At 56.6% G+C, this 22982-nt stretch carries 20 protein-coding genes; 12 read left to right on the top strand and 8 right to left on the bottom strand.

Going from position 1 to position 22982, the window contains the following annotated elements; genetic code table 11:
* The first annotated feature begins 204 nt into the window (after positions 1-204).
* The 7 genes from AC2FH8_RS07975 (at position 205) to AC2FH8_RS07945 (ending at position 9561) form a co-directional block, all read left to right on the top strand.
* Positions 205-1833, top strand: coding sequence for a peptide ABC transporter substrate-binding protein (locus tag AC2FH8_RS07975; protein WP_142639830.1), 1629 nt, complete (start codon positions 205-207; stop codon positions 1831-1833).
* 65 nt (positions 1834-1898) lie between these two features.
* Positions 1899-2822 (top strand): oligopeptide ABC transporter permease OppB, encoded by a 924-nt coding sequence (oppB, locus tag AC2FH8_RS07970; RefSeq protein WP_142639832.1) that lies wholly within the window; start codon positions 1899-1901, stop codon positions 2820-2822.
* Positions 2823-2832: 10 nt separating this feature from the next.
* A complete protein-coding gene (locus AC2FH8_RS07965; RefSeq protein ID WP_142639834.1) occupies positions 2833-3762 on the top strand; it encodes an ABC transporter permease subunit in 930 nt (309 codons plus the stop codon).
* Position 3763: 1 nt separating this feature from the next.
* Entirely contained in the window at positions 3764-5569 is a 1806-nt protein-coding gene (locus AC2FH8_RS07960) for an ABC transporter ATP-binding protein (RefSeq protein WP_496689237.1), read from the top strand.
* Between the two features lie 311 nt (positions 5570-5880).
* On the top strand, positions 5881-6774 hold the full coding sequence (gene galU, locus AC2FH8_RS07955; protein WP_281995135.1) for a UTP--glucose-1-phosphate uridylyltransferase GalU: 894 nt from the start codon (positions 5881-5883) through the stop codon (positions 6772-6774).
* Between the two features lie 66 nt (positions 6775-6840).
* Positions 6841-8277, top strand: a complete 1437-nt coding sequence (locus AC2FH8_RS07950; protein WP_142639840.1) for a mannose-1-phosphate guanylyltransferase/mannose-6-phosphate isomerase — start codon at positions 6841-6843, stop codon at positions 8275-8277.
* A 207-nt stretch (positions 8278-8484) separates the two neighbouring features.
* Positions 8485-9561 (top strand): DUF2793 domain-containing protein, encoded by a 1077-nt coding sequence (locus tag AC2FH8_RS07945; protein WP_496689235.1) that lies wholly within the window; start codon positions 8485-8487, stop codon positions 9559-9561.
* Between the two features lie 32 nt (positions 9562-9593).
* Here AC2FH8_RS07945 and fcl read toward each other — a convergent pair whose 3' ends face one another.
* Together fcl and gmd are read right to left on the bottom strand one after the other, a co-directional pair.
* Positions 9594-10571, bottom strand: coding sequence for a GDP-L-fucose synthase (fcl, locus tag AC2FH8_RS07940; protein ID WP_496689233.1), 978 nt, complete (start codon positions 10569-10571; stop codon positions 9594-9596).
* A 10-nt stretch (positions 10572-10581) separates the two neighbouring features.
* Complete coding sequence (gmd, locus tag AC2FH8_RS07935) at positions 10582-11706, bottom strand: GDP-mannose 4,6-dehydratase (RefSeq protein WP_142639846.1); 1125 nt, start codon at positions 11704-11706, stop codon at positions 10582-10584.
* 160 nt (positions 11707-11866) lie between these two features.
* Here gmd and AC2FH8_RS07930 point away from each other — a divergent pair, with 160 nt between their 5' ends.
* A complete protein-coding gene (locus tag AC2FH8_RS07930; protein ID WP_496689231.1) occupies positions 11867-13171 on the top strand; it encodes a UDP-glucose dehydrogenase family protein in 1305 nt (434 codons plus the stop codon).
* A gap of 59 nt (positions 13172-13230) precedes the next feature.
* Here the strand turns inward: AC2FH8_RS07930 and AC2FH8_RS07925 are convergent, their stop codons facing one another.
* From AC2FH8_RS07925 to AC2FH8_RS07910, 4 genes are all read right to left on the bottom strand, one after another.
* Positions 13231-14514 carry a TRAP transporter large permease gene (locus AC2FH8_RS07925; RefSeq protein ID WP_496689479.1) on the bottom strand — a complete coding sequence of 428 codons (1284 nt, stop codon included), beginning with the start codon at positions 14512-14514 and terminating at the stop codon, positions 13231-13233.
* 61 nt (positions 14515-14575) lie between these two features.
* Positions 14576-15112, bottom strand: coding sequence for a TRAP transporter small permease (locus AC2FH8_RS07920; protein WP_271949035.1), 537 nt, complete (start codon positions 15110-15112; stop codon positions 14576-14578).
* 92 nt (positions 15113-15204) lie between these two features.
* Positions 15205-16257 (bottom strand): TRAP transporter substrate-binding protein, encoded by a 1053-nt coding sequence (locus AC2FH8_RS07915; protein WP_496689229.1) that lies wholly within the window; start codon positions 16255-16257, stop codon positions 15205-15207.
* 23 nt (positions 16258-16280) lie between these two features.
* Positions 16281-17354: a pyridoxal-phosphate dependent enzyme gene (locus AC2FH8_RS07910; RefSeq protein WP_496689227.1), complete on the bottom strand. Its 1074-nt coding sequence runs from the start codon at positions 17352-17354 to the stop codon at positions 16281-16283.
* A gap of 101 nt (positions 17355-17455) precedes the next feature.
* On the opposite strand from AC2FH8_RS07910, the gene AC2FH8_RS07905 reads away from it, so the two are divergent.
* The 4 genes from AC2FH8_RS07905 to AC2FH8_RS07890 all read left to right on the top strand — a co-directional run bounded on the left by AC2FH8_RS07905 (position 17456) and on the right by AC2FH8_RS07890 (position 21089).
* A complete protein-coding gene (locus tag AC2FH8_RS07905; RefSeq protein ID WP_271949042.1) occupies positions 17456-17920 on the top strand; it encodes an Lrp/AsnC family transcriptional regulator in 465 nt (154 codons plus the stop codon).
* A 105-nt stretch (positions 17921-18025) separates the two neighbouring features.
* Entirely contained in the window at positions 18026-19180 is a 1155-nt protein-coding gene (locus AC2FH8_RS07900) for an amidohydrolase (protein ID WP_496689225.1), read from the top strand.
* Positions 19177-20340 carry a M24 family metallopeptidase gene (locus tag AC2FH8_RS07895; protein WP_496689223.1) on the top strand — a complete coding sequence of 388 codons (1164 nt, stop codon included), beginning with the start codon at positions 19177-19179 and terminating at the stop codon, positions 20338-20340. Before AC2FH8_RS07900 ends, AC2FH8_RS07895 begins: the two co-directional genes overlap by 4 nt.
* Positions 20341-20348: 8 nt before the next feature.
* A complete protein-coding gene (locus AC2FH8_RS07890) occupies positions 20349-21089 on the top strand; it encodes a maleate cis-trans isomerase family protein (RefSeq protein WP_142639862.1) in 741 nt (246 codons plus the stop codon).
* Positions 21090-21122: 33 nt separating this feature from the next.
* Here AC2FH8_RS07890 and AC2FH8_RS07885 read toward each other — a convergent pair whose 3' ends face one another.
* Both AC2FH8_RS07885 and AC2FH8_RS07880 read right to left on the bottom strand, forming a co-directional pair.
* Complete coding sequence (locus AC2FH8_RS07885; protein ID WP_271949049.1) at positions 21123-21884, bottom strand: Phenylacetic acid catabolic protein; 762 nt, start codon at positions 21882-21884, stop codon at positions 21123-21125.
* 13 nt (positions 21885-21897) lie between these two features.
* Positions 21898-22971, bottom strand: a complete 1074-nt coding sequence (locus AC2FH8_RS07880) for a 2Fe-2S iron-sulfur cluster-binding protein (RefSeq protein ID WP_496689221.1) — start codon at positions 22969-22971, stop codon at positions 21898-21900.
* Positions 22972-22982 lie beyond the last annotated feature (11 nt).

The following is a 22982-nucleotide window of genomic DNA, read 5'->3' as shown; positions in this document are numbered from 1 at the left end:
CCACGTTCTGCATCAGTGAAAGGCGACTTTCGCAACTACGTTTCCGACAGCAAACCGAAAGACTGCGACGCGGTGTTCATTGCGATCTGAAAAAGCAAAATTCGAACAAGTCCCGGTCTATCTGAGTCGGACAATCATGGTGGTCAGCGACCATCCTGAACGGATGTGCGTACCTTGCCACCACACAAATGGGAGTAGAAAGATATGAACAAATACATTCGGACATCTCTGGCGGGGCTACTGACCTCGACCATGATCACCGGCGCTGCATTTGCCGCCGGCACCCATCCCGAAACCGGCGAGGCGCTGGCGGATGATCAAACCTTCACCTATCGCGTTCTGGATGAGCACAGTTCGGTTGACCCGCAGGTTGTTGAAGACGTTACCGGTGCGGAAATTGTCCGCGACCTGTTCGAAGGCCTGATGAACCAGGACGAAGACGGCAATTTGGTGCCCGGCGTCGCAACCGGCTATACCACAAACGATACCAAGGACGTTTACACATTTACACTGCGTGATAACGCCAAATGGTCCAATGGTGATCCGGTCACGGCAGGCGATTTCGTTTTTGCATGGAAACGTGCCGTCGATCCCGCTCTGTCCTCGCCCTATGCGTGGTTCATGGAGCTGATGTCGATCGAAAATGCGGCCGAAATCATTGCTGGTGAGAAGCCCGTGGACGAACTGGGCGTAACCGCCATCGACGACCACACTCTTGAGGTCAAGCTGAGCGCAGCACTGCCTTATTTCGCGCAAATGACCACCCATTCCACCACCTTCCCTGCCCCGCAGAAGGTGATCGAAGAGTTCGGCGACGCCTGGACTAAGCCGGAAAACATCGTCTCGAACGGCGCCTATGTTCTGACCGAACACCTGCCACAGGAACGCTCGGTCCGTGAGCGCAACGAGATGTATTGGGATAACGACAATACGATTGTCGAAAAAGTCGTGGCCCTTGTCATCAACGACGAAAACGTAGCCCTGACCCGTTACCTCGCAGGCGAGCTGGACCGCACTGAAGTACCTGCTGGTCAGTTCCCGCGCCTACAGAAAGAGCACCCCGAAGAGGCCATCAGCTTCCCGCGCCTGTGCAACTATTACTATACATTCAACCTGTCTGACAGCGGACCGGAAGAATTCAAGAACCCAAATGTACGTCAAGCCCTGTCTCTTGCAGTTGACCGCGACATCATCACCAAGAACGTCAAAGCCGGTGGAGAGCCGCCCGCATATACGTTCGCACCCGAAGCAACCGCTGGGTTCACCGTCCCTGAAGTCGAAATGGCTTCGATGACGCAAGCCGAGCGTGACGAGCTGGCCAAGGAGCTGCTGGCCGAGGCCGGATTTGGCCCCGACAACCCGCTGAGCTTTGACATGGTCTACAACACATCAGAGGCCCATAAGAAAGTCGCAGTGGCACTGAGCCAGATGTGGAAACAGAAACTGGGCGTACAGGTCGAGTTGGCCAACATGGAATGGAAAGTGTTCCTGGAAGAGCGTGGCAACCAAAACTTCGATCTGGCCCGTGGCGCCTGGTGTGGCGACTATAACGAAGCCTCGACCTTCCTGGACCTGTTGCAATCGGATTCCGGCTATAACGACGGCAAGTACAACAACTCCAAGGTTGACGAATTGCTGACCCAGGCCAAGACAGCAGATGACGCAGCACCACTGTATACCGAGGTTGAGCGGATCATTGCACAAGAGACTCCGGTTATCCCGATCTATCACTATGCTGGCGTCTACATGATGGACAGCGATGTCGGCAACTGGCCGGTCAAGAACGTAGAGCAGAACTGGTACTCCAAGAACCTCTACAAGATCGCCGAATAACCTTCCTTAGACCACGCTTTGCCCCGAGGATCACCCCGGGGCAAAGCCAATAATGGGGGCATGAAATGCTTGCCTATATCATCCGGCGATTGCTGATCGCCGTTCCAACGATCCTGTTGCTGATCGTTGCCTGTTTTTTTCTGATGCACTACGCGCCCGGCGGGCCGTTTACCTCGGAACGGCCATTGCCGCCGCAGGTGCTGGCCAATATCGAGGCGCGCTATGGTCTTGACCAGCCGCTGTGGAAACAGCTTTGGGACTATCTGTACAACATTGTCGTGCATTTCGATTTCGGCCCGTCCTTCAAGTTCAAAGACCGGGACGTCAATGATATCATTTCGCAAGGCTTCCCGATCTCGCTCACTTACGGGTCATTGTCATTCCTGCTGGCGAGTGTCGTAGGTATTGGCCTTGGGATCGCCGCGGCCATCCGACACAACAGCTGGATCGACTATTTTGCCGTAGGTCTGGGGATCGCTGCGCAGGCGCTGCCGAACTTCATCATGGGCCCGATCCTGATCCTGACCTTCACTTTGTGGCTGGGATGGTTGCCGGGTGGTGGCTGGAACGGCGGTCAGTGGCAATATCTGATCATGCCGGTCATCGCATTGGCCACGTCCTATATGGGGTCGATCGCGCGGATTACCCGTTCGTCGATGCTGGAAGTTCTGAACTCGAACTTCATCCGCACGGCCCGGGCCAAGGGTTTGCCTACCAGGACCGTAATCTGGCGCCATGCGTTGAAGCCCACGCTGCTGCCGGTGGTGTCCTATCTGGGCCCGGTCTTTGTCTATGTTCTGACCGGATCGGTTTTTGTCGACATCTATTTCTCGACCGGTGGTCTGGGGCAGGCTTATGTCGGCTCGGCCCTGTCGCGTGACTATGCGGTGCTGCTGGGGGTCACGATCTTGTACGGCACGCTTACAGTGATCGTGAACCTGCTGACCGACTTGGCATATGCCTGGTTCGATCCGAAAATCCGGTACTAAGGGGCACAAAATGCTAGGAAAATCACAAAAAGCCGCCCATCTGGCCGAGGACATCACCGATTTCACGGCCGTTCAGGGGCGTTCCCTCTGGCAGGATGCGCGGATGCGGTTTGTCCGCAACAAAGCCGCAATGGCGAGCGTATTCATATTGCTGATGATCGTTCTGTTCACAATCTTCGGCCCATATTTCGCCGTTTGGAGCAATGAGGAAATCGACTGGAACGTGATGGGTGACATCCGTGGCATGGGAATGCCGTCGATCGAGACCGGGCACTTCTTTGGCGTCGACGATCTGGGGCGCGACCTTTACAGCCGGGTCATTCAGGCCACAACAACATCGTTGTTGGTGGGGCTTGTCGGGGCGGCCACCGCGTTGATTGTTGGCACCTGCTATGGCATCGCCGCCGGGTATATTGGCGGGCGCCTTGACGGCGCGATGATGCGGTTCGTCGATATCCTTCTGGCCATTCCGACAACTCTGATCATCATTCTGTTGCTTGTAGTGGCCGGTCGGTCGTTCTTTACCCTGTTCATCGCATTGGGCGCGGTTGGTTGGCTGACCATGTCACGGATCGTCAGAGGGCAGACTCTGGCCCTGAAAAACCGCGAATTCATCGAGGCCGCGCGTGCCGCCGGTGTCAGCGAATTCACCATCATGTATCGCCATATCCTGCCCAACCTGCTGGGTGTGGTAATCGTCTATGCTTCGCTTCTGGTGCCCGAGATGATCCTGACCGAAAGCTTTATCTCGTTCCTCGGACTTGGCATCTCGGAGCCCTATACCTCGCTAGGCCGTCTGATCGCTGAAGGGGCAGGCACAATGGGGTACGGAACCCTCTGGCAGCTGATGTTCCCTCTGACATTCTATGTCGCCATTATCATCACGATGTTCTTCATCGGCGATGGGCTGCGTGACGCTCTGGACCCAAAGGATCGCTGATATGAGCCTGTTCTCTGTTAAGGACCTAAGCGTCCAGTTCGACACCCCCGATGGTGTGGTCGAGGCCGTCAAAGGCATCAGCTTTGACATTAATCCGGGCGAATGCCTTGGTATTGTGGGCGAAAGCGGGTCCGGCAAAAGCCAGACTTTCATGGCCGCGATGGGGCTGTTGCCTTCAGCGGGTCGTGCAATCGGTTCGGCCACACTGAATGGCAAGGAAATCCTGAATCTGCCGATCAACAAGCTGAACCAGATCCGGGGCGATGACGTCGGCATGATCTTTCAGGATCCGCTGACCGCCCTGACCCCGCATCTGCGGATCGGGCAGCAAATGCGTGAGGTTCTGCAGGTTCACGAAGGGTTGCAGGGTTCGGCCGCTCGGGCGCGCTGTCTGGAGTGGTTGGATCGGGTCCGCATCCCCGAGGCAAACCGTCGTCTGGATCAATACCCGCACGAATTGTCGGGGGGCATGCGCCAACGTGTCATGATCGCCATGTCGATGTTGTGCAGCCCAAAGCTGCTGATCGCAGATGAGCCAACCACCGCGCTGGATGTGACGGTCCAGGCCGACATTCTGGACTTGATGGTGCACCTGCAAAAAGACGAAGGCACTGCCATTGCGCTGATCACGCATGACATGGGCGTGGTGGCACGGATGTGTGACCGCATTCAGGTCATGCGTCTGGGTCAGTTTGTTGAGGCCGGGGACACACGCGAGATCTTCCGCGCGCCGCAGCATGAATACACCCGCACCCTGCTTGAAGCGATGCCGCGCATTGATGCCGGTGACGCGCCAAAAGCTCTGGAAGAAACCGACGCACCTTTGCTTAGGGTCGATGACGTGAAGGTGCATTTCCCGATCCACGTGTCGGGCGGGTTGTTCGGGCGCAAGGTACCGCTGAAAGCTGTGGACGGCGTCAGCTTTGACATCCGCAAGGGCGAGACGCTGGGCGTTGTGGGTGAATCCGGCTGTGGCAAATCCACACTGGCGCGGGCGGTTCTGCAGCTGATCGAACCCAGCGGTGGCAATGTCAGCTGGTTGGGCCATCCGATAGTCGGGCTAAAGCGGGCCGAGCTGAACAAGTACCGCAAGGACCTGCAGATTGTGTTCCAGGATCCGCTGGCCAGCCTCGATCCGCGAATGACCATCTCGGCCTCTATCGCCGAACCGCTGAAAACCTATCGCCCGGATCTGACAGAGCGTGAGCGCAAGAAAATGGTCGGCGAAATGATGGAGCGGGTTGGCCTGCAGGCCAACATGATCAACCGCTATCCGCACGAGCTGTCCGGTGGGCAGAACCAGCGGGTCGGGATCGCGCGGGCGATGATCAACAAGCCCAAGCTGATCATTTGTGACGAGGCGGTCTCGGCTCTGGACGTGTCGATCCAGGCCCAGATCGTAGAGCTTTTGAAAGAGCTGCAGCAGGAATTCGGGCTGTCGATGATTTTCATCAGCCACGACCTGTCCGTGGTACGGACAGTGTCAAACCGGATCATGGTACTGTATCTGGGGCGCATCGTCGAATTGGGAGATGGAGGGGTGATCTGTTCGCAGCCTCTGCACCCCTATACCAAATCGCTGATCTCGGCGGTCCCGATCCCCGATCCGGATGTGGAACGGCAACGCCAGCGCCTCAAATTACCGGGAGAGCTGCCTTCGCCGATGGACCCGAAAGCGGCGCTCAGGTTCTTGCCCAGCCGGCTATCGGCCGGTCAGAACGATTATGTTCCACAGCTCAACGAGGTCGCACCGAACCATTTCGTAGCCGAGCATGATCCGCTTGAGACAATCCTGGCGAACACATAAATCCCCTGTCCCCGAGGCCGCATGAACAGCCTCGGGGACAGGTTCGGCTTTGCACGACTTCATGACGATTCTTGGCGTATTCTTGTCAATGAATGGGCGAAGGGCCGGATTGTACAACAAAACACCGGTAAATGACGGGTTTCAAAGGCATCAAACGGCGGTTCGTTTTGACTTCCCCTACCCCCGGTGGCACCTTCCTGTCAGATTTTAGACTGCGGCCGCGATGTCATTGATTGTTCTGACTGCGCAGCCTAATAGGAAACCCCGGCCTGCCCTACGCGGTCGGGCAAGAATTGAATTTGAGAGGTAACATGGTACGCAAGGTCACCAAGGCGATTTTCCCCGTTGCGGGATTGGGCACGCGTTTTCTCCCAGCGACAAAATCCGTCCCCAAAGAGATCATGACACTGGTTGACCGTCCTTTGGTTCAATACGCAATCGACGAAGCCCGCGCCGCAGGTATTACCGAATTCATCTTTGTAACTTCGCGTGGCAAATCTGCGCTGGAAGATTACTTTGATCACAACCTCGTTCTGGAACAAGAGCTCAAGGCCAAGGGCAAGGATGACCTGCTTGAAGCGCTGAATGCAACGAATATGGAAAGCGGCGCCATCGCCTATATCCGCCAGCACAAGGCGCTTGGTCTGGGCCATGCGGTCTGGTGCGCCCGCCGGCTGATCGGCGACGAGCCATTTGCCGTAATGTTGCCGGATGACGTCATTGCTGCTGATAAACCCTGTCTGCAGCAGATGGTCGAAGCCTATGAGGAAACCGGCGGCAACATGGTCGCAACGATGGAAGTGCCAAACGAAAAAACCAGTTCCTATGGCGTTCTGGATGTAGGCGAAAACGTCGGCTCCGTGGTACGCGCCAGAGGAATGGTTGAAAAGCCCAAGCCGGAAGAAGCCCCCTCGAACCTGGCCGTTATCGGTCGGTATATTCTGGGGCCGTCAGTGCTGTACAATCTCAACCAAAAGAAAACGGGCAGTGGCGGTGAGATTCAGCTGACCGATGCTATCGCAGAAGACATCTGTAACGGTGTGCCCGTGTTTGGCTATAAATTCGACGGCCAGCGATTTGATTGCGGCTCGAAAGCCGGGTTCCTCCAGGCAACTGTTGCCTTTGCGCTGGCCCGTAGCGATCTGCGTGATGACCTGAGCCAATATCTGAACGAGATAGTCGCCGCCGGGAAGGCCGCTCAATAGCGCCCGCAACCTTCAGCATGTCGTTTCTAAAGTGACAAAGTCCAAGAACCTTCGAGGCAAGCCGCAATGACCACCATCCATCCCATCATACTCTGCGGAGGGTCCGGCACCCGACTGTGGCCCCTGTCGCGCAAAAGTTACCCCAAGCAGTTCGTCCCTCTGATCGGTGATTCAAGCCTGCTTCAGGATTGTGCTGAACGAATGCAGGGACCCAAGGACGCGCCTTATGCCAAGCCGCTGATCCTTACCAATGATGCATTCCGTTTTGTGGTTCCGGAACAACTGGGCGCGATTGGCATAGATCCGGGCCCCATTCTGATCGAACCCGAAGGGCGCAACACAGCACCAGCGGTTCTGGCCGCCGCGTTGTATCTGGCCGCCAGCAACCCGGATGCGATCATGCTTGTCGCCCCATCGGACCATGTCATCCCGGACAAAGCTGCTTTTCATCAGGCAGTTACCGAAGGCGCGCGCGCGATTTCGGATCGTGGGGATCTCGTCACTTTCGGGATCACTCCGGACCGGCCGGAAACCGGCTATGGATATCTCAAGCTCAGCCATGCCCCAGATACGGGCAACACCGCAATTGCGCTGGACCGTTTTGTCGAAAAGCCTGATCTGCAGAATGCCCAAGCCATGATCGCCGATGGCAGCTATCTTTGGAATTCGGGGATATTTCTGTTCGCGGTCAAAGACATAATTGCTGCATTCAAAGAACATGCGTCCGCACTGCTGGACCCGGTCGGCAAGGCCGTCCGTGAGGCAAAGGCCGACCTCGGGTTTCTGCGCCTCGATCCCCAAGCCTGGGGCACGGTCGAGGATATCTCGATCGACTACGCGGTCATGGAGAAAGCCCGCAATCTGAGCGTTGTTCCTTACGCCTCTGGCTGGTCGGATGTCGGCAGCTGGTCGGCAGTTCAAGAGCTGAGCAATCCAGACGCCGATGGCGTTGCCACCACGGGCCAGGTTACCACCATTGACTGCCGGAACGTATTGGTGCGTTCAGAAACCCCCACGCAAGAAGTTGTTGCGATGGGTCTGGAAAACATGATTGCGGTCGCCATGCCCGATGCGGTTTTGGTGGCCAGCATGGACAAGGCTCAGGACGTCAAACAGGCGGTTGCGGCCCTGAAGGCCAAAGGCGCCAAACAAGCGGAATCGCTGCCGGTCGATCATCGCCCTTGGGGCTGGTTCGAAAGCCTGGTCATCGGGGATCGGTTCCAGGTCAAACGCATACACGTTCACCCCGGCGCCTCACTAAGCCTGCAATCTCATCACCACCGGTCTGAACACTGGATCGTTGTACAGGGCACGGCAAAAGTTACGATCGACGAAGATGTGCGCCTGATCTCTGAAAACCAGTCTGTCTACATCCCGCTCGGTGCCGTTCATCGGATGGAGAATCCGGGCAAGGTGCCGATGGTTCTGATCGAGGTCCAGACCGGGTCTTATCTGGGTGAGGACGACATCATCCGGTACGAGGATGTGTACGCCCGCAGCTAACCTTTCACGGTGATTGGTAAACTTAAGGGCAGCTTCGGCTGTCCTTTTTCGTTGAATCCAGACCTTTGGCTACGCCCCATGGAATCCTCCAAACGTTAGGAAATGATTATTCGAACGTTCGGTCAGATCAGAACGGATTCATCCTGGGCACGGCAATGTAGCGCGCAATGCAATAGTCGGACCGACAGCTACAGGAGGACGCCACCCGTGTCACAAAACTCACCCAGATTGGATTTACCTTTCCTGCAACCTTCGCAGGCCCAGAAACACGTCACCCATAACGAGGCGCTGCGTGCTCTGGACCTGATTGTCCAGCTGAGCGTAGCGTCGACAAACGCCTCGGTCCCGCCTGCGGTGCCGGAACAGGGCGAGATTCACGCGCTTGGCGCCAACCCTACCGGGGATTGGGCCGCGCAACCGGGCGCCCTTGCGGCCTGGTTGGATGACGCATGGCATTTTGTGACCCCGGGAATCGGCTGGCGGGCCTGGGATGAACAGGCCAACCGGTTTAAGATCTGGGACGGCGCAGACTGGTCCGAACCTCAGGTCGCGACCCAGAACCTGGACGGGTTGGGCATCGCAACCGGGTATGACAGCACCAATCGGCTATCGGTCCGGTCGCCTGCGACGTTGCTCAGCCATGACGGGGCGGGGCACCAGTTGAAGATCAACAAGGCAGCGGCCGGGGATACCGCCTCGCTTTTGTTCCAGTCAAACTGGGTCGGTCATGCGGAGATGGGATTGTCCGGCAACACCGGTTTTTCCATCAAAGTCTCGGCTGATGGCGGATCCTGGACCGAGGCGCTGAGCTTTGACCCAGCCACCGGAACAGCCTCAGGCTCTGCCATTCAAAACGATGCCGAAGACATCACCGCAGGTCGCCTGATGCGGGCCGACTATGGCTACTGCCCCGGAAACCTGCTGGGCTCTGTGTCAGAAACCGCCGGGGTGCCAACCGGCGCGGTCGTCGAACGCGGATCAACCGCCAATGGCGAATACGTCCGGTTTGCGGATGGTACACAAATCTGCACGGGCGTTCTGACGGCCACCGATTGCGTGAACGCCGAAGGATCGCTGTATTCCAGCGCCGAGACCACCTGGAGCTTTCCCGCAGCCTTTGCGTCCGGAACCTCACCCTCGGTCGGTGGCAGTGGCGGCGCGACAAGCCGGTTTATAGGTTTGGGCGCGGCCACTGAAACACAAGTGCCCTTTAAGGTTCTATCGGCATCCTCGGACACAAGCAGCCTGTCCCCAACGGTAATCGCAACCGGTCGCTGGTTCTGAGCTTTAGACCGTCCGGAGCTATGCCCAGGCGGTCATTTGGCGCGCAAATCGGTGTCTGCCTGATCCAGGAACCACGCATAGGTCTCGCGGATACCGTCTTCGAGACCGACGCGTGCGCGCCACCCCATATCGGCCAGTCGGGACACATCCATCAACTTGCGCAGTGTCCCGTCAGGCTTGCTGACATCCTGAGTGATCTTACCCGTGAATCCGGTTGTTCCGGCCACCAGGGCCGCCAGCTCAGCGATTGAGATATCTTCGCCGCATCCCACATTGATATGGCTCAGCATCGGCTGGGTATTCGCATCGTAGATATCGCGCGGTAAGTCGAGCACAAACAAGGACGCCTCGGCCATATCATCGACATGCAAAAACTCGCGCCGCGGTTTTCCTGTGCCCCAGATCACCACTTCTTCCAGCCCGTCGCGCTGTGCCTCGTGGAATCTGCGGATCAGGGCCGGCAGGACATGGCTGTTTTCGGGGTGAAAATTGTCTCCGGGTCCGTAAAGATTGGTTGGCATAACCGACCGGTAATCGACGCCATGTTGGCGATTATAGCTTTCACACAGCTTGATCCCGGCGATCTTTGCAACGGCATAGGGTTCGTTGGTGGGTTCCAGCACGCCGGTCAGCAAAGCGTCTTCACGCATGGGCTGAGGCACAGCCCGTGGGTAAATGCACGAGCTGCCCAGTTGCAGCAAATGCTTTACCCCCGCTGCAAAAGCCTGATGGATCACGTTGCATTCAATCATCAGGTTTTCGTAAATGAAATCTGCGGGGTAGGTGTTATTTGCGTGAATCCCACCAACCTTGGCCGCGGCTAGGATCACCATATCCGGACGCTCAGTCTGCATAAAATCACGCACGGCGGGTTGGTCGGTCAGATCCAGTTCGGAATGCCTGCGCGTGATCAACTCCAGCGCTTCGCCTTCGTCCTTGCGGTTTTGCAAACGGCGCAGGATTGCGCCGCCAACCATACCACGATGCCCGGCAACATAGATCTTACGCATGAGGGCCTCCTCAGCCGTTTTCCAGGCTCATTGGCAGCTCAAACCCGTGCTCTTTCAAAAGCGCGTGACGTTTGGCCGTCTTCAGGTCTTCGGTCACCATCTCAGCGCACATTTCCTGCACGGTCAGTTCTGGTACCCAACCCAGTTTGTTCTTGGCGTTTGAGGGATCGCCCAGAAGGGTTTCGACCTCGGCCGGGCGAAAATATTGTGGGTCTATCCGCATTACGACGTCACCGGGTTTCAATCCCGGGGCTTTGTCCCCCTCGATCGAGACGACAGTCGCGGTTTCGTCAACGCCTGACCCGGTGAATTCCAGTGAAACGCCAAGCTCGGCTGCCGACCATTCAATGAACTGACGTACCGAATACTGAACCCCGGTCGCAATCACGAAATCCTCGGGATTGTCCTGCTGCAGCATCAGCCATTGCATCCGCACATAGTCCTTCGCGTGACCCCAATCCCGCAGACTGTCGATATTGCCCATGTACAGGCAACTTTCCAATCCTTGCGCAATATTTGCCAAACCGCGTGTGATCTTGCGGGTAACAAAAGTTTCGCCCCGGCGCGGGCTTTCGTGGTTAAACAGGATCCCGTTGCAGGCATACATGCCATAGGCCTCACGGTAATTGACCGTGATCCAGTAAGAATAGAGTTTGGCAACCGCATAAGGTGACCGTGGGTGGAACGGGGTGGTTTCGCGTTGCGGGGTCTCTTGCACCAGACCGTAGAGTTCCGAGGTCGAGGCCTGATAGAAGCGTGTCTTTTTCTCGAGCCCGAGAAAACGTATCGCTTCCAGCAAACGCAAAGTACCAATGGCATCCACATCCGCAGTGTATTCCGGGGATTCAAAACTGACGGCCACATGGGACTGTGCGCCTAGGTTATAGACCTCGTCCGGCTGCACTTCGCGAATGATTCGCGTCAGGTTAGACGTATCGCTCAGATCTCCATAGTGCAGGTGCAGTTTGGGATTGGGAACGTGTGGATCCTGATAGATGTGATCGATGCGTTGCGTGTTGAATGAGGACGCCCTACGCTTAATGCCGTGAACTTCATAACCTTTTTCCAACAAAAACTCGGCCAGATACGATCCGTCTTGTCCGGTAATCCCGGTGATTAATGCCGTTTTTGTCATAGTTCCGCCCTACGAAAACAAATGTGTATGATTGCCGACCCAAAAACAGCAAGAATCCCCGGAATGCAACCCAAGCACGCTGACAGGCATTGAAACCGGCGGAACTTTCTTCGAATGTGTGCGCGCCAAAGGCGGTATTTGTTAAGAAGGGTATTTTAGTATGCGTATTGCGATGATCGGAACCGGCTATGTAGGTTTGGTGTCCGGGGTATGTTTTTCCGATTTCGGCCATGATGTCATTTGCGTCGACAAGGCCGAACAGAAAATTGAGATGCTGCAGGCTGGCGAAGTCCCGATATATGAGCCCGGGCTTGACGTCCTGATGGCCAAAAACGTAGCCGCTGGTCGGCTCAGCTTTTCCACGGACCTGGCCGCAGCAGTGGATGGTGCGGATGCTGTTTTTATTGCCGTGGGCACGCCCACGCGTCGCGGGGACGGTCACGCCGATCTGACTTATGTGATGGCCGCCGCAGAAGAAATTGCGCATGCGATTACGTGCTACACTGTGGTGGTAACCAAATCGACCGTTCCAGTTGGCACCAATCGCAAGGTGCATCAGGTCATTTCTGCCGCCAACCCGAAGGCCGAATTCGACGTCGCCTCGAACCCTGAATTCCTGCGCGAAGGGGCCGCCATTGATGATTTCATGCGCCCGGATCGTGTGGTTGTCGGCGTTGAATCAGACCGCGCCGCCGATGTAATGGCGGAAATATACCGCCCGCTTTACCTGCGGGACTTCCCGATCCTGACCACTGATCTGGAAAGCGCAGAGATGATCAAATACGCCGCTAACGCGTTTCTTGCGACCAAGATCACCTTTATAAATGAGATCGCAGGCCTGTGCGAACGTGTTGGCGGCGACGTGAAAGAGGTCGCCCGAGGCATCGGTCTGGATGGGCGCATTGGCAATAAATTCCTACATGCAGGTCCGGGATATGGCGGATCGTGCTTTCCAAAAGACACCGCCGCTCTGGCCCGGATCGGTCAGGAACATGCCCACCCGATGCAGATCACCGAAACCGTCATCCGGGTGAATGACGAGGTCAAGAAACGGATGATCCAGAAAATCCGAGATGTCTGCGACGACAGTTTCAATGGAAAAACGATCGCTGTTCTGGGCGTGACCTTCAAACCCAATACCGACGATATGCGTGATGCGCCCTCGTTAACTATCGTGCCTGCACTGATCGGTGGTGGGGCAACGGTGCGGGTTGTCGACCCTCAGGGGCGTTCCGAAGGTGAGGCCCTGCTGCCCGGCGTCGAATGGTGCGAAGACCCCTATGCTGCTGCTGCTGATGCGGATGTCGTTGTGCTGTTGACCGAATGGAACGAGTTCCGTGCGCTCAATCTGAGCGAACTAGCTGGCACGATGAAATCCCCCCGAATGGTCGATCTGCGCAATATCTATTCCGAACCCGCCGTCAAGAAATCCGGCTTCGATAGTTACGTCGGTATTGGGCGCTGATCTTCGGATCAAGTTTGGATGGCCGATTCAAAACAACCGGCCATCCGTCATTCATTTTGTCAAAACGCCGCCAGATCCCTGAGGAACAGCGCGATACCTGGGAAGTAGATCAGCATAGCCGTCATCAGCGCCAGGATCGCGAAGAACGGCAAAGTGCCCCGGATCACCTCAAGATAAGGTCTGTTGAAAATCGCGATTGCGGTGAAGATATCGCAGCCAAACGGCGGTGTTGCTGATCCGATGGCCATCTGCAGCGTCACCATAACCCCGACAAGAACCGGATCAATCCCCGAGGCATCCACGATCGGAACGAAGATTGGCGTAAGGATGACAAGCACGACCAGCGAGTCGACGAACATACATCCCACGAAGAAGCACAGCGCTATGATGAACAGGATGTATTCCTGCGACGCGCCTTCCAGGTTCAGCGGCTCTAACAGGCCCTGTGGAATCTGTTCGAAGGAAATATACCAGGAAAACGCCTGACCGATCCCGACAAGGATGAACACAACCGCCGTAATCAATCCTGTGCTGAGAGCGGAATCCAAAACGTCGTTGAGTTTCAGTTCCCTATAAATCACGCATTCGACGATCAGCGCATAAAGCACCGAAAACGAGGCTGCTTCGGTCGGGGTCACTGCGCCGGTGTAGATACCGCCGACGATCAGGACCGGGAAACCAAGCGGCAGTATGGCCTTGCGAAACGCTGCGCGCCGCTCGGCACCTGATTTCTTTGGCACCCGCGCGATCAGATCGCCCTGCAGGACGCTGTAGAAATAGCAATAGACCGAAAACATCAGCGCCAGAACAACGCCCGGACCAATTCCTGCAATGAACAGCTCGCCCACGCTGGTATTGGCCAGCGTGCCGTACAGGATCATCCCGATGCTTGGAGGGATGAGGAAGGCGATGTCGCTGGCATTGATGATCAACGCCATGACAAAACTGTCCTTGTAACCGGCCTTCAGCAGCTTTGGCCGCATGATCTGACCAATCGAAACCACGGTCGCCTGAGTCGAACCCGAAACCGAGCCGAACAATGTGCAACTGATGCAGGCCGTGATCGGCAATCCGGCCCGGCGGTGACCGACAAAGGCTTCGATCAGCCCCAGCAGATTATTGGCCGTATGACCTCTCGCCATGATATCGGCGGCGAATATGAACATCGGCACAGCGATCAGCGCGTTTGGCGAAATGCCGGTGACCATCTGCTGGATGATGACGCCAGTATCGCTTTGCGAGAAATGAACAAGGCCAATCAGCGTGGCAACCGCTAGCGGAACAACCATCGGGTAGCTGAGGAACAGCAGAACCACCATCACCATGACCAGAGCAAAGGTGATGACATAGATATCCAGCTCACCAGCTATGACATCGCCAAGGAAATCAAGGAATCCGGGCATCTCAGACTCCTACATCCACTGCGTCATTGTCCTCGACCTCGTACGAGTGCCAGATGCCGACATGAGTGACATTCATGATGAATGCGATCAGATATTGCAGGCTGGCCATAAACAGGCCGACCGGGATCACAGAGTAGATGATATAGACCGGAAACTGCAGCGCCGGGCTCAGACGGTTCAGCTCTTTGATCTCAAGCACGTAGAACACGGACTTGTAGGCCAAAAAGGCCAGCAGCATGCTGGTCGTGATCGAAATCAGCGTCAGGATCACTTTCTTGGACCGACGGGACAGCGTGTCATAAACCGCCGTCATCCGAATGTTCCGACCTTTCCGAACCGCATAGGCAAATCCAAAAAAGGTCACGCTGACAATCAGAAACTGGTTCAGCTCTTCCGAGAAGAACAGGCTTTTGCCAAAGGCGTAGCGGCCAATGGCGTTAGCGGTCGAATTCACCATCATCAACAATATGGCCAGAATGATAACGAATTTCTCGATGAACTCGGTGCCCCTACTCAGGGCGACCAATGCGCTTTTCATGATTTTCCCTCCCTCGGTCCGCCAGTCAGCGTTCCGTAAATGAAAGACGCGACGTCTGAATGAGACGCCGCGCCTTTCAGTGATGTCAGCTTTTATTGCGACGCATTGCTCACCTCGTTAAGCAGGCCGTCGAGGATCTTCTGGGCTTGCGCGCGCGCCGCAGGTTTCTCGGCGTCGTCATAGGCGTTTTCGACCACATCGAAGAATGTTTCATGCAATGTGGCGCTTTGGGCTTCAAAGACAGCGCGCTCGTCCTCGGTCAGGACAATGACCTGCAGATCGGGGCGCTCTGCCTTGATCTTTTCCATGTTTTCCAAGTTGATCTTGATCTGATAGTCATGCGCGGCCTGCTCACCCTTGGCGATAGCGTTCTTGACCATTTCCTGCTGATCTGCAGGCAGGCCGTTGAACCAATCGCTGTTGGTGGAAACAGTGCCGACGTAAGGAAGCTGACCCGGGAAGATTAGGTAATCCTGAACCTCATGCCACTTGGCGTTGTAGATGAAATAGATCGGGTTCACCATGCCATCGACGGTCTTCAACTGCAGCGCGCCATAGACCTCGCCCCAGGACAAAGGCGTCGGGTTGGCGCCAAACGCCTTGAAGGTTTCCACCGGAATGGTCGAAGTGAAGGTACGGATTTTCTGGCCTTCAAAATCCGCCGGGCTGCGGATCGCCTTGTTGGCACCCCAGGCCATGTCACCTTCCGAGATCATGGTGAGCAGCTTCAGGTTCACCTTCTCGAATTTCTCGCTGAGGTCTTCATAGATGGTCGGGCTGGTGGTCAGAACTTCGCGGATCACGTCGATATCACCGCCCAGAACATAGGGCAGATCAAGAACCTGCGCCTCGGGCACATAAGACCCCAGGTGACCGGTCCCCACCGATACGAACTGGACCGTACCCTTAGATGTCAGCTCGACAATATCGTTCTCGGTACCCAACTGACCATAGTAGTAGATGCGCACTTTGATGTCGCCATCAGACTGCTCTTTGACACTTTCGGCGAAGGCCTGTGCAAAGATATCCTGTACGTCGCCTTTGTCCTCTTCCGAGGCGAATTTCCAGGTGTCCGCAAAGGCAGCAGTCGACAGACCTGCCGCGAAAACCGCCGAGGTTATCAGCTTGCTAAAAATGGATGTCATTCTGTTAGTCCTTTCTTGCCCGCTCATGCGAGCCCTTCTGAGATGATGACAAGAGGACGTAAATCCTGCGTCCTCGCCTGCTGGTTGGCTCTCTTGCACAGGGCGCCGTAACCGGCCGCGCCTGACGGCGTGGTCGCGATTCCAAGTGCTGTGACAGCTTCTGCGGCTGCCTGGCCTTCTTCTTCGGAAAGGGTTTCGTAGCTCACGCCGCAGCGCTCGAGCACATCCCAGGCCACGATCGACGGTGCCTTGCAGTCAAGCCGACCCATATTCGAATCCGGCCCATCGCTGCGGGTGGCCCGTCCGGCCAAGTGACTGGCCCGCAAACAGGACGCAGCGCCGGGTTCGACAACGATCAGTTCAGGCTGTTCCGCCCAGTTCAGACGGATCATATGCGACATTGCGGCGGCCAACCCACCGACACCGGCCTGCAGATAGACATGCGTAGGCCACTGCCCCGAAGCCTCGAACCGGGCGCGCAACTCTTCGGCGATGACGCAATAGCCCTCCATCACCAGTTTCGGAATCTCGGTGTAACCAGGCCAGGTTCCGTCGGCCAAAAGCGTGGCACCGGTGGTTTTGGCGTCAGCAATAGCGGCGGCGACGCTTTCGTCATAAACATCGCCCGAACGGACAACCTCGGCACCGAAGGTTCTAAGACGGTCGCCGAACCCTTGTGGTACGGTCTGCGCCAGATGAATTCGCGCCTTTGCACCCATCGCCCGCGCCCCAGCCGCAACGCCCATTCCGTGGTTGCCTGCACTTGCGCAGACGAATGTGTGGCCAGATGCGAATTCTCGAAAAGCGGCATCCTTCATCCGCGTGAGGGAGAGCGTTTCACCGGTATTCTCGAGCCATGCATCCTCGAGAAGGCGTGCAACCGCATAGGGCGCCCCCAAAGCTTTGAACGCGCCAAGCCCCATACGCTCTGTCTCGTTCTTGACCAGAATGCTCTGACCATCAGGCCCCGTGATTTCAATCAGCGGCGATACAGCGTAGGTCTCTTGCCCCTGAAAAAACTCCTGCGCACGGACGAAATCCGGGGCGAAGCTTAGGTCGTCGGTCGCTGTCATGTATTTTTCATCCGCTTTTTCCATGTGCAGAGATTGTGCATGACCGACCTATTTCTATTTATCGTATTTGACCCTAATCTCGATAATATGTTTCAAACCTGCCTCTTCCATCGCGAGGATTTTTCATGAACCAACAACTTGATGATGCAGACACGATAATCCTCAGAACCCTGCAAAGGGATTGTCGAATCGGGCTGGAACAGCTGGCGCAAGAATGCAGTCTTTCTGTTCCCTCGGTGCAGCGGCGGCTCAAGCGGTTGCGAGATTCCGGGCTGATCCTGAAAGAGGTCGCGGTGCTCAACCCGTCGCGCTTTGACTATAAGATGACCTTCATTGTTCTGGTCGAACTTGACCGGGAATCGCTTCAGCAACTCGATCTGTTCCGAAAACGCGCCAGGAACGAGCCGCAAGTTCAGCAATGCTATTATGTGACCGGTGATGCCGACTTTGTTCTTATCTGCGTCGCGCAGGACATGGAGGATTTCGAGGACCTGACCCATCGCTTGTTTTTCGATAACTCGAACGTCCGCAGATTTCGCACATCCGTCGCGATGGACCGTACAAAGATTGGTCTGGAACTTCCGATCTGAACTTGGCGCTTTTGTGCAATTTTTTCTGCTTTAGGGCCGGAAATTTGATGCGAAACACGCAGCCCTATCCTGTAGAACCGATGCAACTCACACGCGGATGAAGAAATGAGCGATTTAGAAAACCGTATGATCGCGCTTCGGCGGGATTTGCACAGGCACCCGGAACTGGGCTTTCAAGAGAAGCGAACTAAGTCGGTTGTCGCTGAACGGCTGCGCGCCCTTGGGATCGAAGTGCACGAAGGCGCAGGCGTTGTCGGTGTGCTTCGATCCGGCGGTGGCAACAAAGCCATTGGCCTGCGTGCTGACATGGATGCGCTTCCAATCACCGAAACCTCGTCCCATGACTATGTCTCTACCTCACCCGGTGTGATGCATGCTTGTGGCCACGATGGACATACAACCATGCTGCTTGGGGCGGCAGAGCGTCTGGCGAAAGAACCTACCTTTGACGGTACGGTTGTTTTTCTATTCCAGCCAAACGAAGAGCACGGCCTGGGCGCGCGCGCGATGATCGACGACGGTGTGCTAGAGCAATTTCCGGTCGAAGAAATCTATGCAATCCACAATTTGCCAGGCGCTCCAACCGGTCAGATTTCGACCCGCACCGGTATTATCTGTAACAGTGAAACCCTGTTCGAGATCACGGTTAAAGGCCAGGGCGGTCATGCCTCGATGCCACAAACCGGCGTTGATGCAATTACCGTAGGGTCCGAGATTGTAGTGGCATTGCAGACCGTGGTGGCACGAAAGCTTGCGCCCGCCTCTGGCGCGGTAGTGTCCGTGACCGAATTCCTGACGGACGGCCAGCGAAATGTCTTGCCGGGCAACGTCACTCTCAAAGGAGATTTCCGCGCCAGATCGCCCGAGGACCGCAGCGCCATCGAAGGGTTCATGCGCCAGATCGCCGAGGGGATTGCGGCGGCGCATGGCATTCAGGCCTCGGTCAGCTTTGACACGCAGTTCGTCGAGACCATCAACGCTGCCAGCCCGGCCCAAGCGGTCTATCGTGCCGCCGAGGCCGCTGGGTGTGACCTGATCAAGGATCGGCAGCCGATGAGTTTTTCAGAGGATTTCGCCCAGTTTTCGACCGCCGTACCAGGATGTTTCCTTTTGCTGGGCAATGGCGAGACCGGGCCACATGGCCAACCGCTTCATGCTTCTGACTATGATTTCAATGATGAACTGCTGCCGATCGGAGCTGAATTCTGGGTCCGATTGGTTCAGGACCGGTTGCCCCTGCGAAAGGATCAAAAGTCATGAACGCCCCACGACGTGGTTTTGACCAACAAGAATTCGCAACGCGTACCGCAGCGGCGCAGACAAAGATGGCCGAAACCGGTATGGCGGGCATATTGCTGACAACTGAACCGGATGTGCGCTATTTCAGCGGGTTCCACACGCTGTTTTGGCAAAGCCCGACCCGCCCATGGTTCCTGTTCATCCCGGCATCCGGCAAGCCCATCGCAATCATCCCTGAGATCGGCGCAGACCTTATGCGGCGAACCTGGGTCACAGATATCCGCACCTGGGGCGCACCTGCACCAAAGGATGACGGTATCGGGCTGTTGACCGATCTGCTGGCGCCGCTTGCCAGCCGCGGCGAGACTGTCGGCCTGATGAAGGGCCACGAAACCCATTTACGGATGCCGCTTGGCGATTATGAGCGGCTGTTGGTGGGCCTGAATGGGCTAAAGATCACTGACGCGACCGAGATCGTCCGGGGCTTGCGAATGGTGAAATCCGAGGCCGAGATCGAAAAACTCACCTATATCTGCGCCATCGGGTCGCGCACATTTGAGCAGGTGCCCGAAATCGCCCGCGAAGGGCAGCCGCTTGAGGATGTGTTCCGCTCCTTTCGGCGCGAAGGGCTGGCGCAGGGTGCCGATGATGTTCCGTATTTGGTCGGCGGTGCGGATACGGGCGGCTATCACGACGTCATCTCGCCCCCGTCCCGCCGACCACTGGCGCGCGGCGATGTGCTGATGCTCGACACCGGTTCCAACTGGGACGGGTATTTTTGCGACTTCGATCGGAATTGGGCCATTGGCCGCGCCGATGACGCCTCACGCCATGCATATGATGTTCTTTGGCGTGCGACTGAGGCCGGGATGGCCGCAGCTCGCCCCGGAGCGACTTGCCGAGAATTGTTTCAAGCGATGCAGAAGGTGATCACGGAGCTCGACGATCAGGGTGGTGACGTCGGCAGGCTGGGTCATGGGCTTGGCATGCAGCTGACCGAATGGCCCTCGCACACCAGTTGGGATACAACCGAGATCGCCGAAAATATGGTACTGACCCTTGAACCATCGCTTGGCTATGGCGACGGTCGGGTCATGGTGCACGAAGAGAACATCGTCATACGTGCAAGTGGGGCGGAGCTTTTGACCAAACGCGCCGCGCCTGAACTACCAATCATCTGAGGCCAATCATGAAGCTTGATTTCGAAACAGACGAAGGCATTGGCACCCGCGCCAATCTGGGTGTGATTGTTCTTGAGACTGACGAGACGTTAGAGAACGAATTCTCTCGGATCATGTGCCTAGCTGGTGTCGCGCTCTATCACAGCCGGATTCCGATGGTGCCCGAAATCCGACCCGACACATTGGCACGGATGGAACAGGACTTGCCTGCGACGGCACGGCTTTTGCCACCATCGCTCAGCTTTGATGCAATCGGATTTGGCTGTACCTCGGCCTCGACCGTGATCGGGTCCGAGAATGTGGCCAAGGTGATAAAGACGGTCTGCCCGGATGCACGTGTGACAGATCCGTTGGCGGCAATCATCGCTGCCGGTCAGCATTTAGGAGCCCGACGATTGGGCTTCGTCACCCCCTATATTCCCGAAGTTTCCGCTGGGATGCGCACAAAGCTGGAACAGGCCGGTTTCGAAATCGCAGGTTTCGGGTCGTTCGAGGAAGGAAATGATCGCGTTGTTGCGCGGATCACAGAAGGGTCGATCCTTGACGCTATTGAAAAGGTCGCGGCTCAAGCGCCCTGCGATGCTGTCATTGTCTCTTGCACGAACCTGCGATGCCTTGACGTCATTGTTCAGGCAGAAGAAAAGATCGGGATTCCAGTCATTTCCAGTAATCAGGCGCTTGCCTGGCATATGCTTCGATTGGCCGGCATTGAGGACCTCAACCCTCAGTTCGGACGGCTCTTTGGATAGAGCGAGAAGGGTGTCCGCCTAGGGCGCTTTCGTTCAAGCAGGCGATTTGAGGCCAAGCGTTGCCAGAGTTGCAGCCATTGTCTGGCCCCAACGGTCCTGCAATGCGCTGTTTGTGTTGCGACGCAGGCCCATTGATTTCAACAGCTCGAACCGTTTCGGGTCATCGCCGCCGAAGGACACCGCAACCCGAGGCCACCAGTAAGTGACCGAGTTCTGCATGTCGTCCGCCGCACCGTTCTCGATCAGTTTGACCGCCCCTTCCAACGCCAGCTCGCCATGATGTGCCTCGACCGGGGCGATGGATCGGAAGGCTTCGGCCAGAGGCTGATACGAGATGGTGGAATACTCGGCCAGTTGTTCGGCCACCGCGCGGCTCATCAGCAGGTTCATGACCACAGCGTCTGTCCAGCCGGACAGCGGATAGTTGAACACCGCCAGACGCATGTCATGCTCGGACCGGGTGGCCCCTATATCCGCATCTCGCGACAAGCGCATGGTCCAAGGATGGTGATTGGCATAGCGTTCGGTATCTGCGCCAAATTCGCCCATGATGCTGAGAACACAATTTGCGTGGTCTGACTTTTCCAGCACGATCTTTGCGGCGGCGATCCGTTCCTTGATCCCCGGCCCCTGATTGATGATGTCGGCAAACCCGGCAGCCCCAGCCAGTTCGCTGTCGACAAATGTCGCCATCAGCTTCATCAGCTCGGCCCGATAGCGAGGCGGCACGTTCGATGGGTTGGTCAGAACACCGCCTGCGGCCAGATAGCTGTCGAGTGTCATTGAATCGGACATATCTGCCCCCTTTCTACCGGTCGTAATCGACGACCACGCGGTCTGTTACCGGATAGGCCTGGCAGCTTAGCACATAGCCTTTTTCCACTTCGTAATCTTCCAGCGCGTGATTGGCGAGCATCTCGACCTCACCTTCAAGCACCTTGCAGCGGCAGGTCGAACAGACACCCGCCTTGCAGGCAAACGGGGCATCCATAGCGTTTGCCAGGGCCGCCTCAAGGATGGATTGGTCCTTGGGTATGGTCACGGTCTGAGTGGATCCATCCAGCGTGATCGACGCGCTGCTTTGATTGCCCTGCGTACCCGTTTCTGCCGAAACGGGCTTAGCCTTGGCCCGTCCGGGCTGGGCGCTGGCGAACAGTTCAAACTTGATCTGGCTGTCATCCAGTCCGTGTTCGCGCAATGCGGCGGCAATGCCCAGCATCATCGGTTCCGGGCCGCAGATAAATGCGGTGTCGACATGGTCGATATCGACCCAATGTTTGAACAGCTGCGCGCATTTTTCCTGGGTCACCAAACCGGTGAACAGCTCGATCTCTTGTGAATCCGTCTCAAGAACGTGGATCACGTTGAGGCGACCCATATAGAGGTTCTTGAGGTCTTCGAGATCCTCGCGGAACATGATCGTGTTGATGCCCTTATTGGCATAGATAAGGGTAAAGCGTGATTGCGGTTCCTGTGCGAGGGTCGTTTTGAGGATCGACAGCACCGGCGTAATCCCCGAGCCCCCTGCAAAGCCCAGATATTGCTTTTCCGCACCCGCATCTATCGGAGTATGAAAGCTGCCCATCGGCGGCATGGCCTCGACGATGTCGCCGATATTCAGTTCAGTATTCGCCCATCCGGAAAAGGCGCCGCCTTCAACGCGTTTGATGCCAACCTGCAGCACGCCTTCATCCTTGCCCGCGCAGATCGAGTAGGACCGGCGCAGTTCTTCGCCCTCAAATTCGCGACGAAATGTCAGATATTGACCGGCGGTGAAATCGAACTGATCTGCAGTGCCGTTCACAGGTTCCAGTGTCACCACCACCGCATCGCGAGTGGTTTTGTGGATATCTGTGACTTTCAGGTCGTGGAAACGTGCCATCCGGTGGTCCT

The sequence above is a fragment of the Ruegeria sp. CDSC025 genome (genome assembly GCF_059610805.1).
Note: the sequence above shows the minus strand (reverse complement) of the source record. Positions and strands in the feature narration are given on the sequence as shown.

Bases quoted from the DNA above. Each gene is read 5' to 3' on its own strand.
- AC2FH8_RS07975 (WP_142639830.1), top strand. From the start codon at position 205: ATGAACAAATACATTCGGACATCTCTGGCGGGGCTACTGACCTCGACC.
- oppB (WP_142639832.1), top strand. From the start codon at position 1,899: ATGCTTGCCTATATCATCCGGCGATTGCTGATCGCCGTTCCAACGATC.
- AC2FH8_RS07965 (WP_142639834.1), top strand. From the start codon at position 2,833: ATGCTAGGAAAATCACAAAAAGCCGCCCATCTGGCCGAGGACATCACC.
- AC2FH8_RS07960 (WP_496689237.1), top strand. From the start codon at position 3,764: ATGAGCCTGTTCTCTGTTAAGGACCTAAGCGTCCAGTTCGACACCCCC.
- galU (WP_281995135.1), top strand. From the start codon at position 5,881: ATGGTACGCAAGGTCACCAAGGCGATTTTCCCCGTTGCGGGATTGGGC.
- AC2FH8_RS07950 (WP_142639840.1), top strand. From the start codon at position 6,841: ATGACCACCATCCATCCCATCATACTCTGCGGAGGGTCCGGCACCCGA.
- fcl (WP_496689233.1), bottom strand. From the start codon at position 10,571: ATGCGTAAGATCTATGTTGCCGGGCATCGTGGTATGGTTGGCGGCGCA.
- gmd (WP_142639846.1), bottom strand. From the start codon at position 11,706: ATGACAAAAACGGCATTAATCACCGGGATTACCGGACAAGACGGATCG.
- AC2FH8_RS07930 (WP_496689231.1), top strand. From the start codon at position 11,867: ATGCGTATTGCGATGATCGGAACCGGCTATGTAGGTTTGGTGTCCGGG.
- AC2FH8_RS07920 (WP_271949035.1), bottom strand. From the start codon at position 15,112: ATGAAAAGCGCATTGGTCGCCCTGAGTAGGGGCACCGAGTTCATCGAG.
- AC2FH8_RS07915 (WP_496689229.1), bottom strand. From the start codon at position 16,257: ATGACATCCATTTTTAGCAAGCTGATAACCTCGGCGGTTTTCGCGGCA.
- AC2FH8_RS07910 (WP_496689227.1), bottom strand. From the start codon at position 17,354: ATGGAAAAAGCGGATGAAAAATACATGACAGCGACCGACGACCTAAGC.
- AC2FH8_RS07905 (WP_271949042.1), top strand. From the start codon at position 17,456: ATGAACCAACAACTTGATGATGCAGACACGATAATCCTCAGAACCCTG.
- AC2FH8_RS07900 (WP_496689225.1), top strand. From the start codon at position 18,026: ATGAGCGATTTAGAAAACCGTATGATCGCGCTTCGGCGGGATTTGCAC.
- AC2FH8_RS07895 (WP_496689223.1), top strand. From the start codon at position 19,177: ATGAACGCCCCACGACGTGGTTTTGACCAACAAGAATTCGCAACGCGT.
- AC2FH8_RS07890 (WP_142639862.1), top strand. From the start codon at position 20,349: ATGAAGCTTGATTTCGAAACAGACGAAGGCATTGGCACCCGCGCCAAT.
- AC2FH8_RS07885 (WP_271949049.1), bottom strand. From the start codon at position 21,884: ATGTCCGATTCAATGACACTCGACAGCTATCTGGCCGCAGGCGGTGTT.
- AC2FH8_RS07880 (WP_496689221.1), bottom strand. From the start codon at position 22,971: ATGGCACGTTTCCACGACCTGAAAGTCACAGATATCCACAAAACCACT.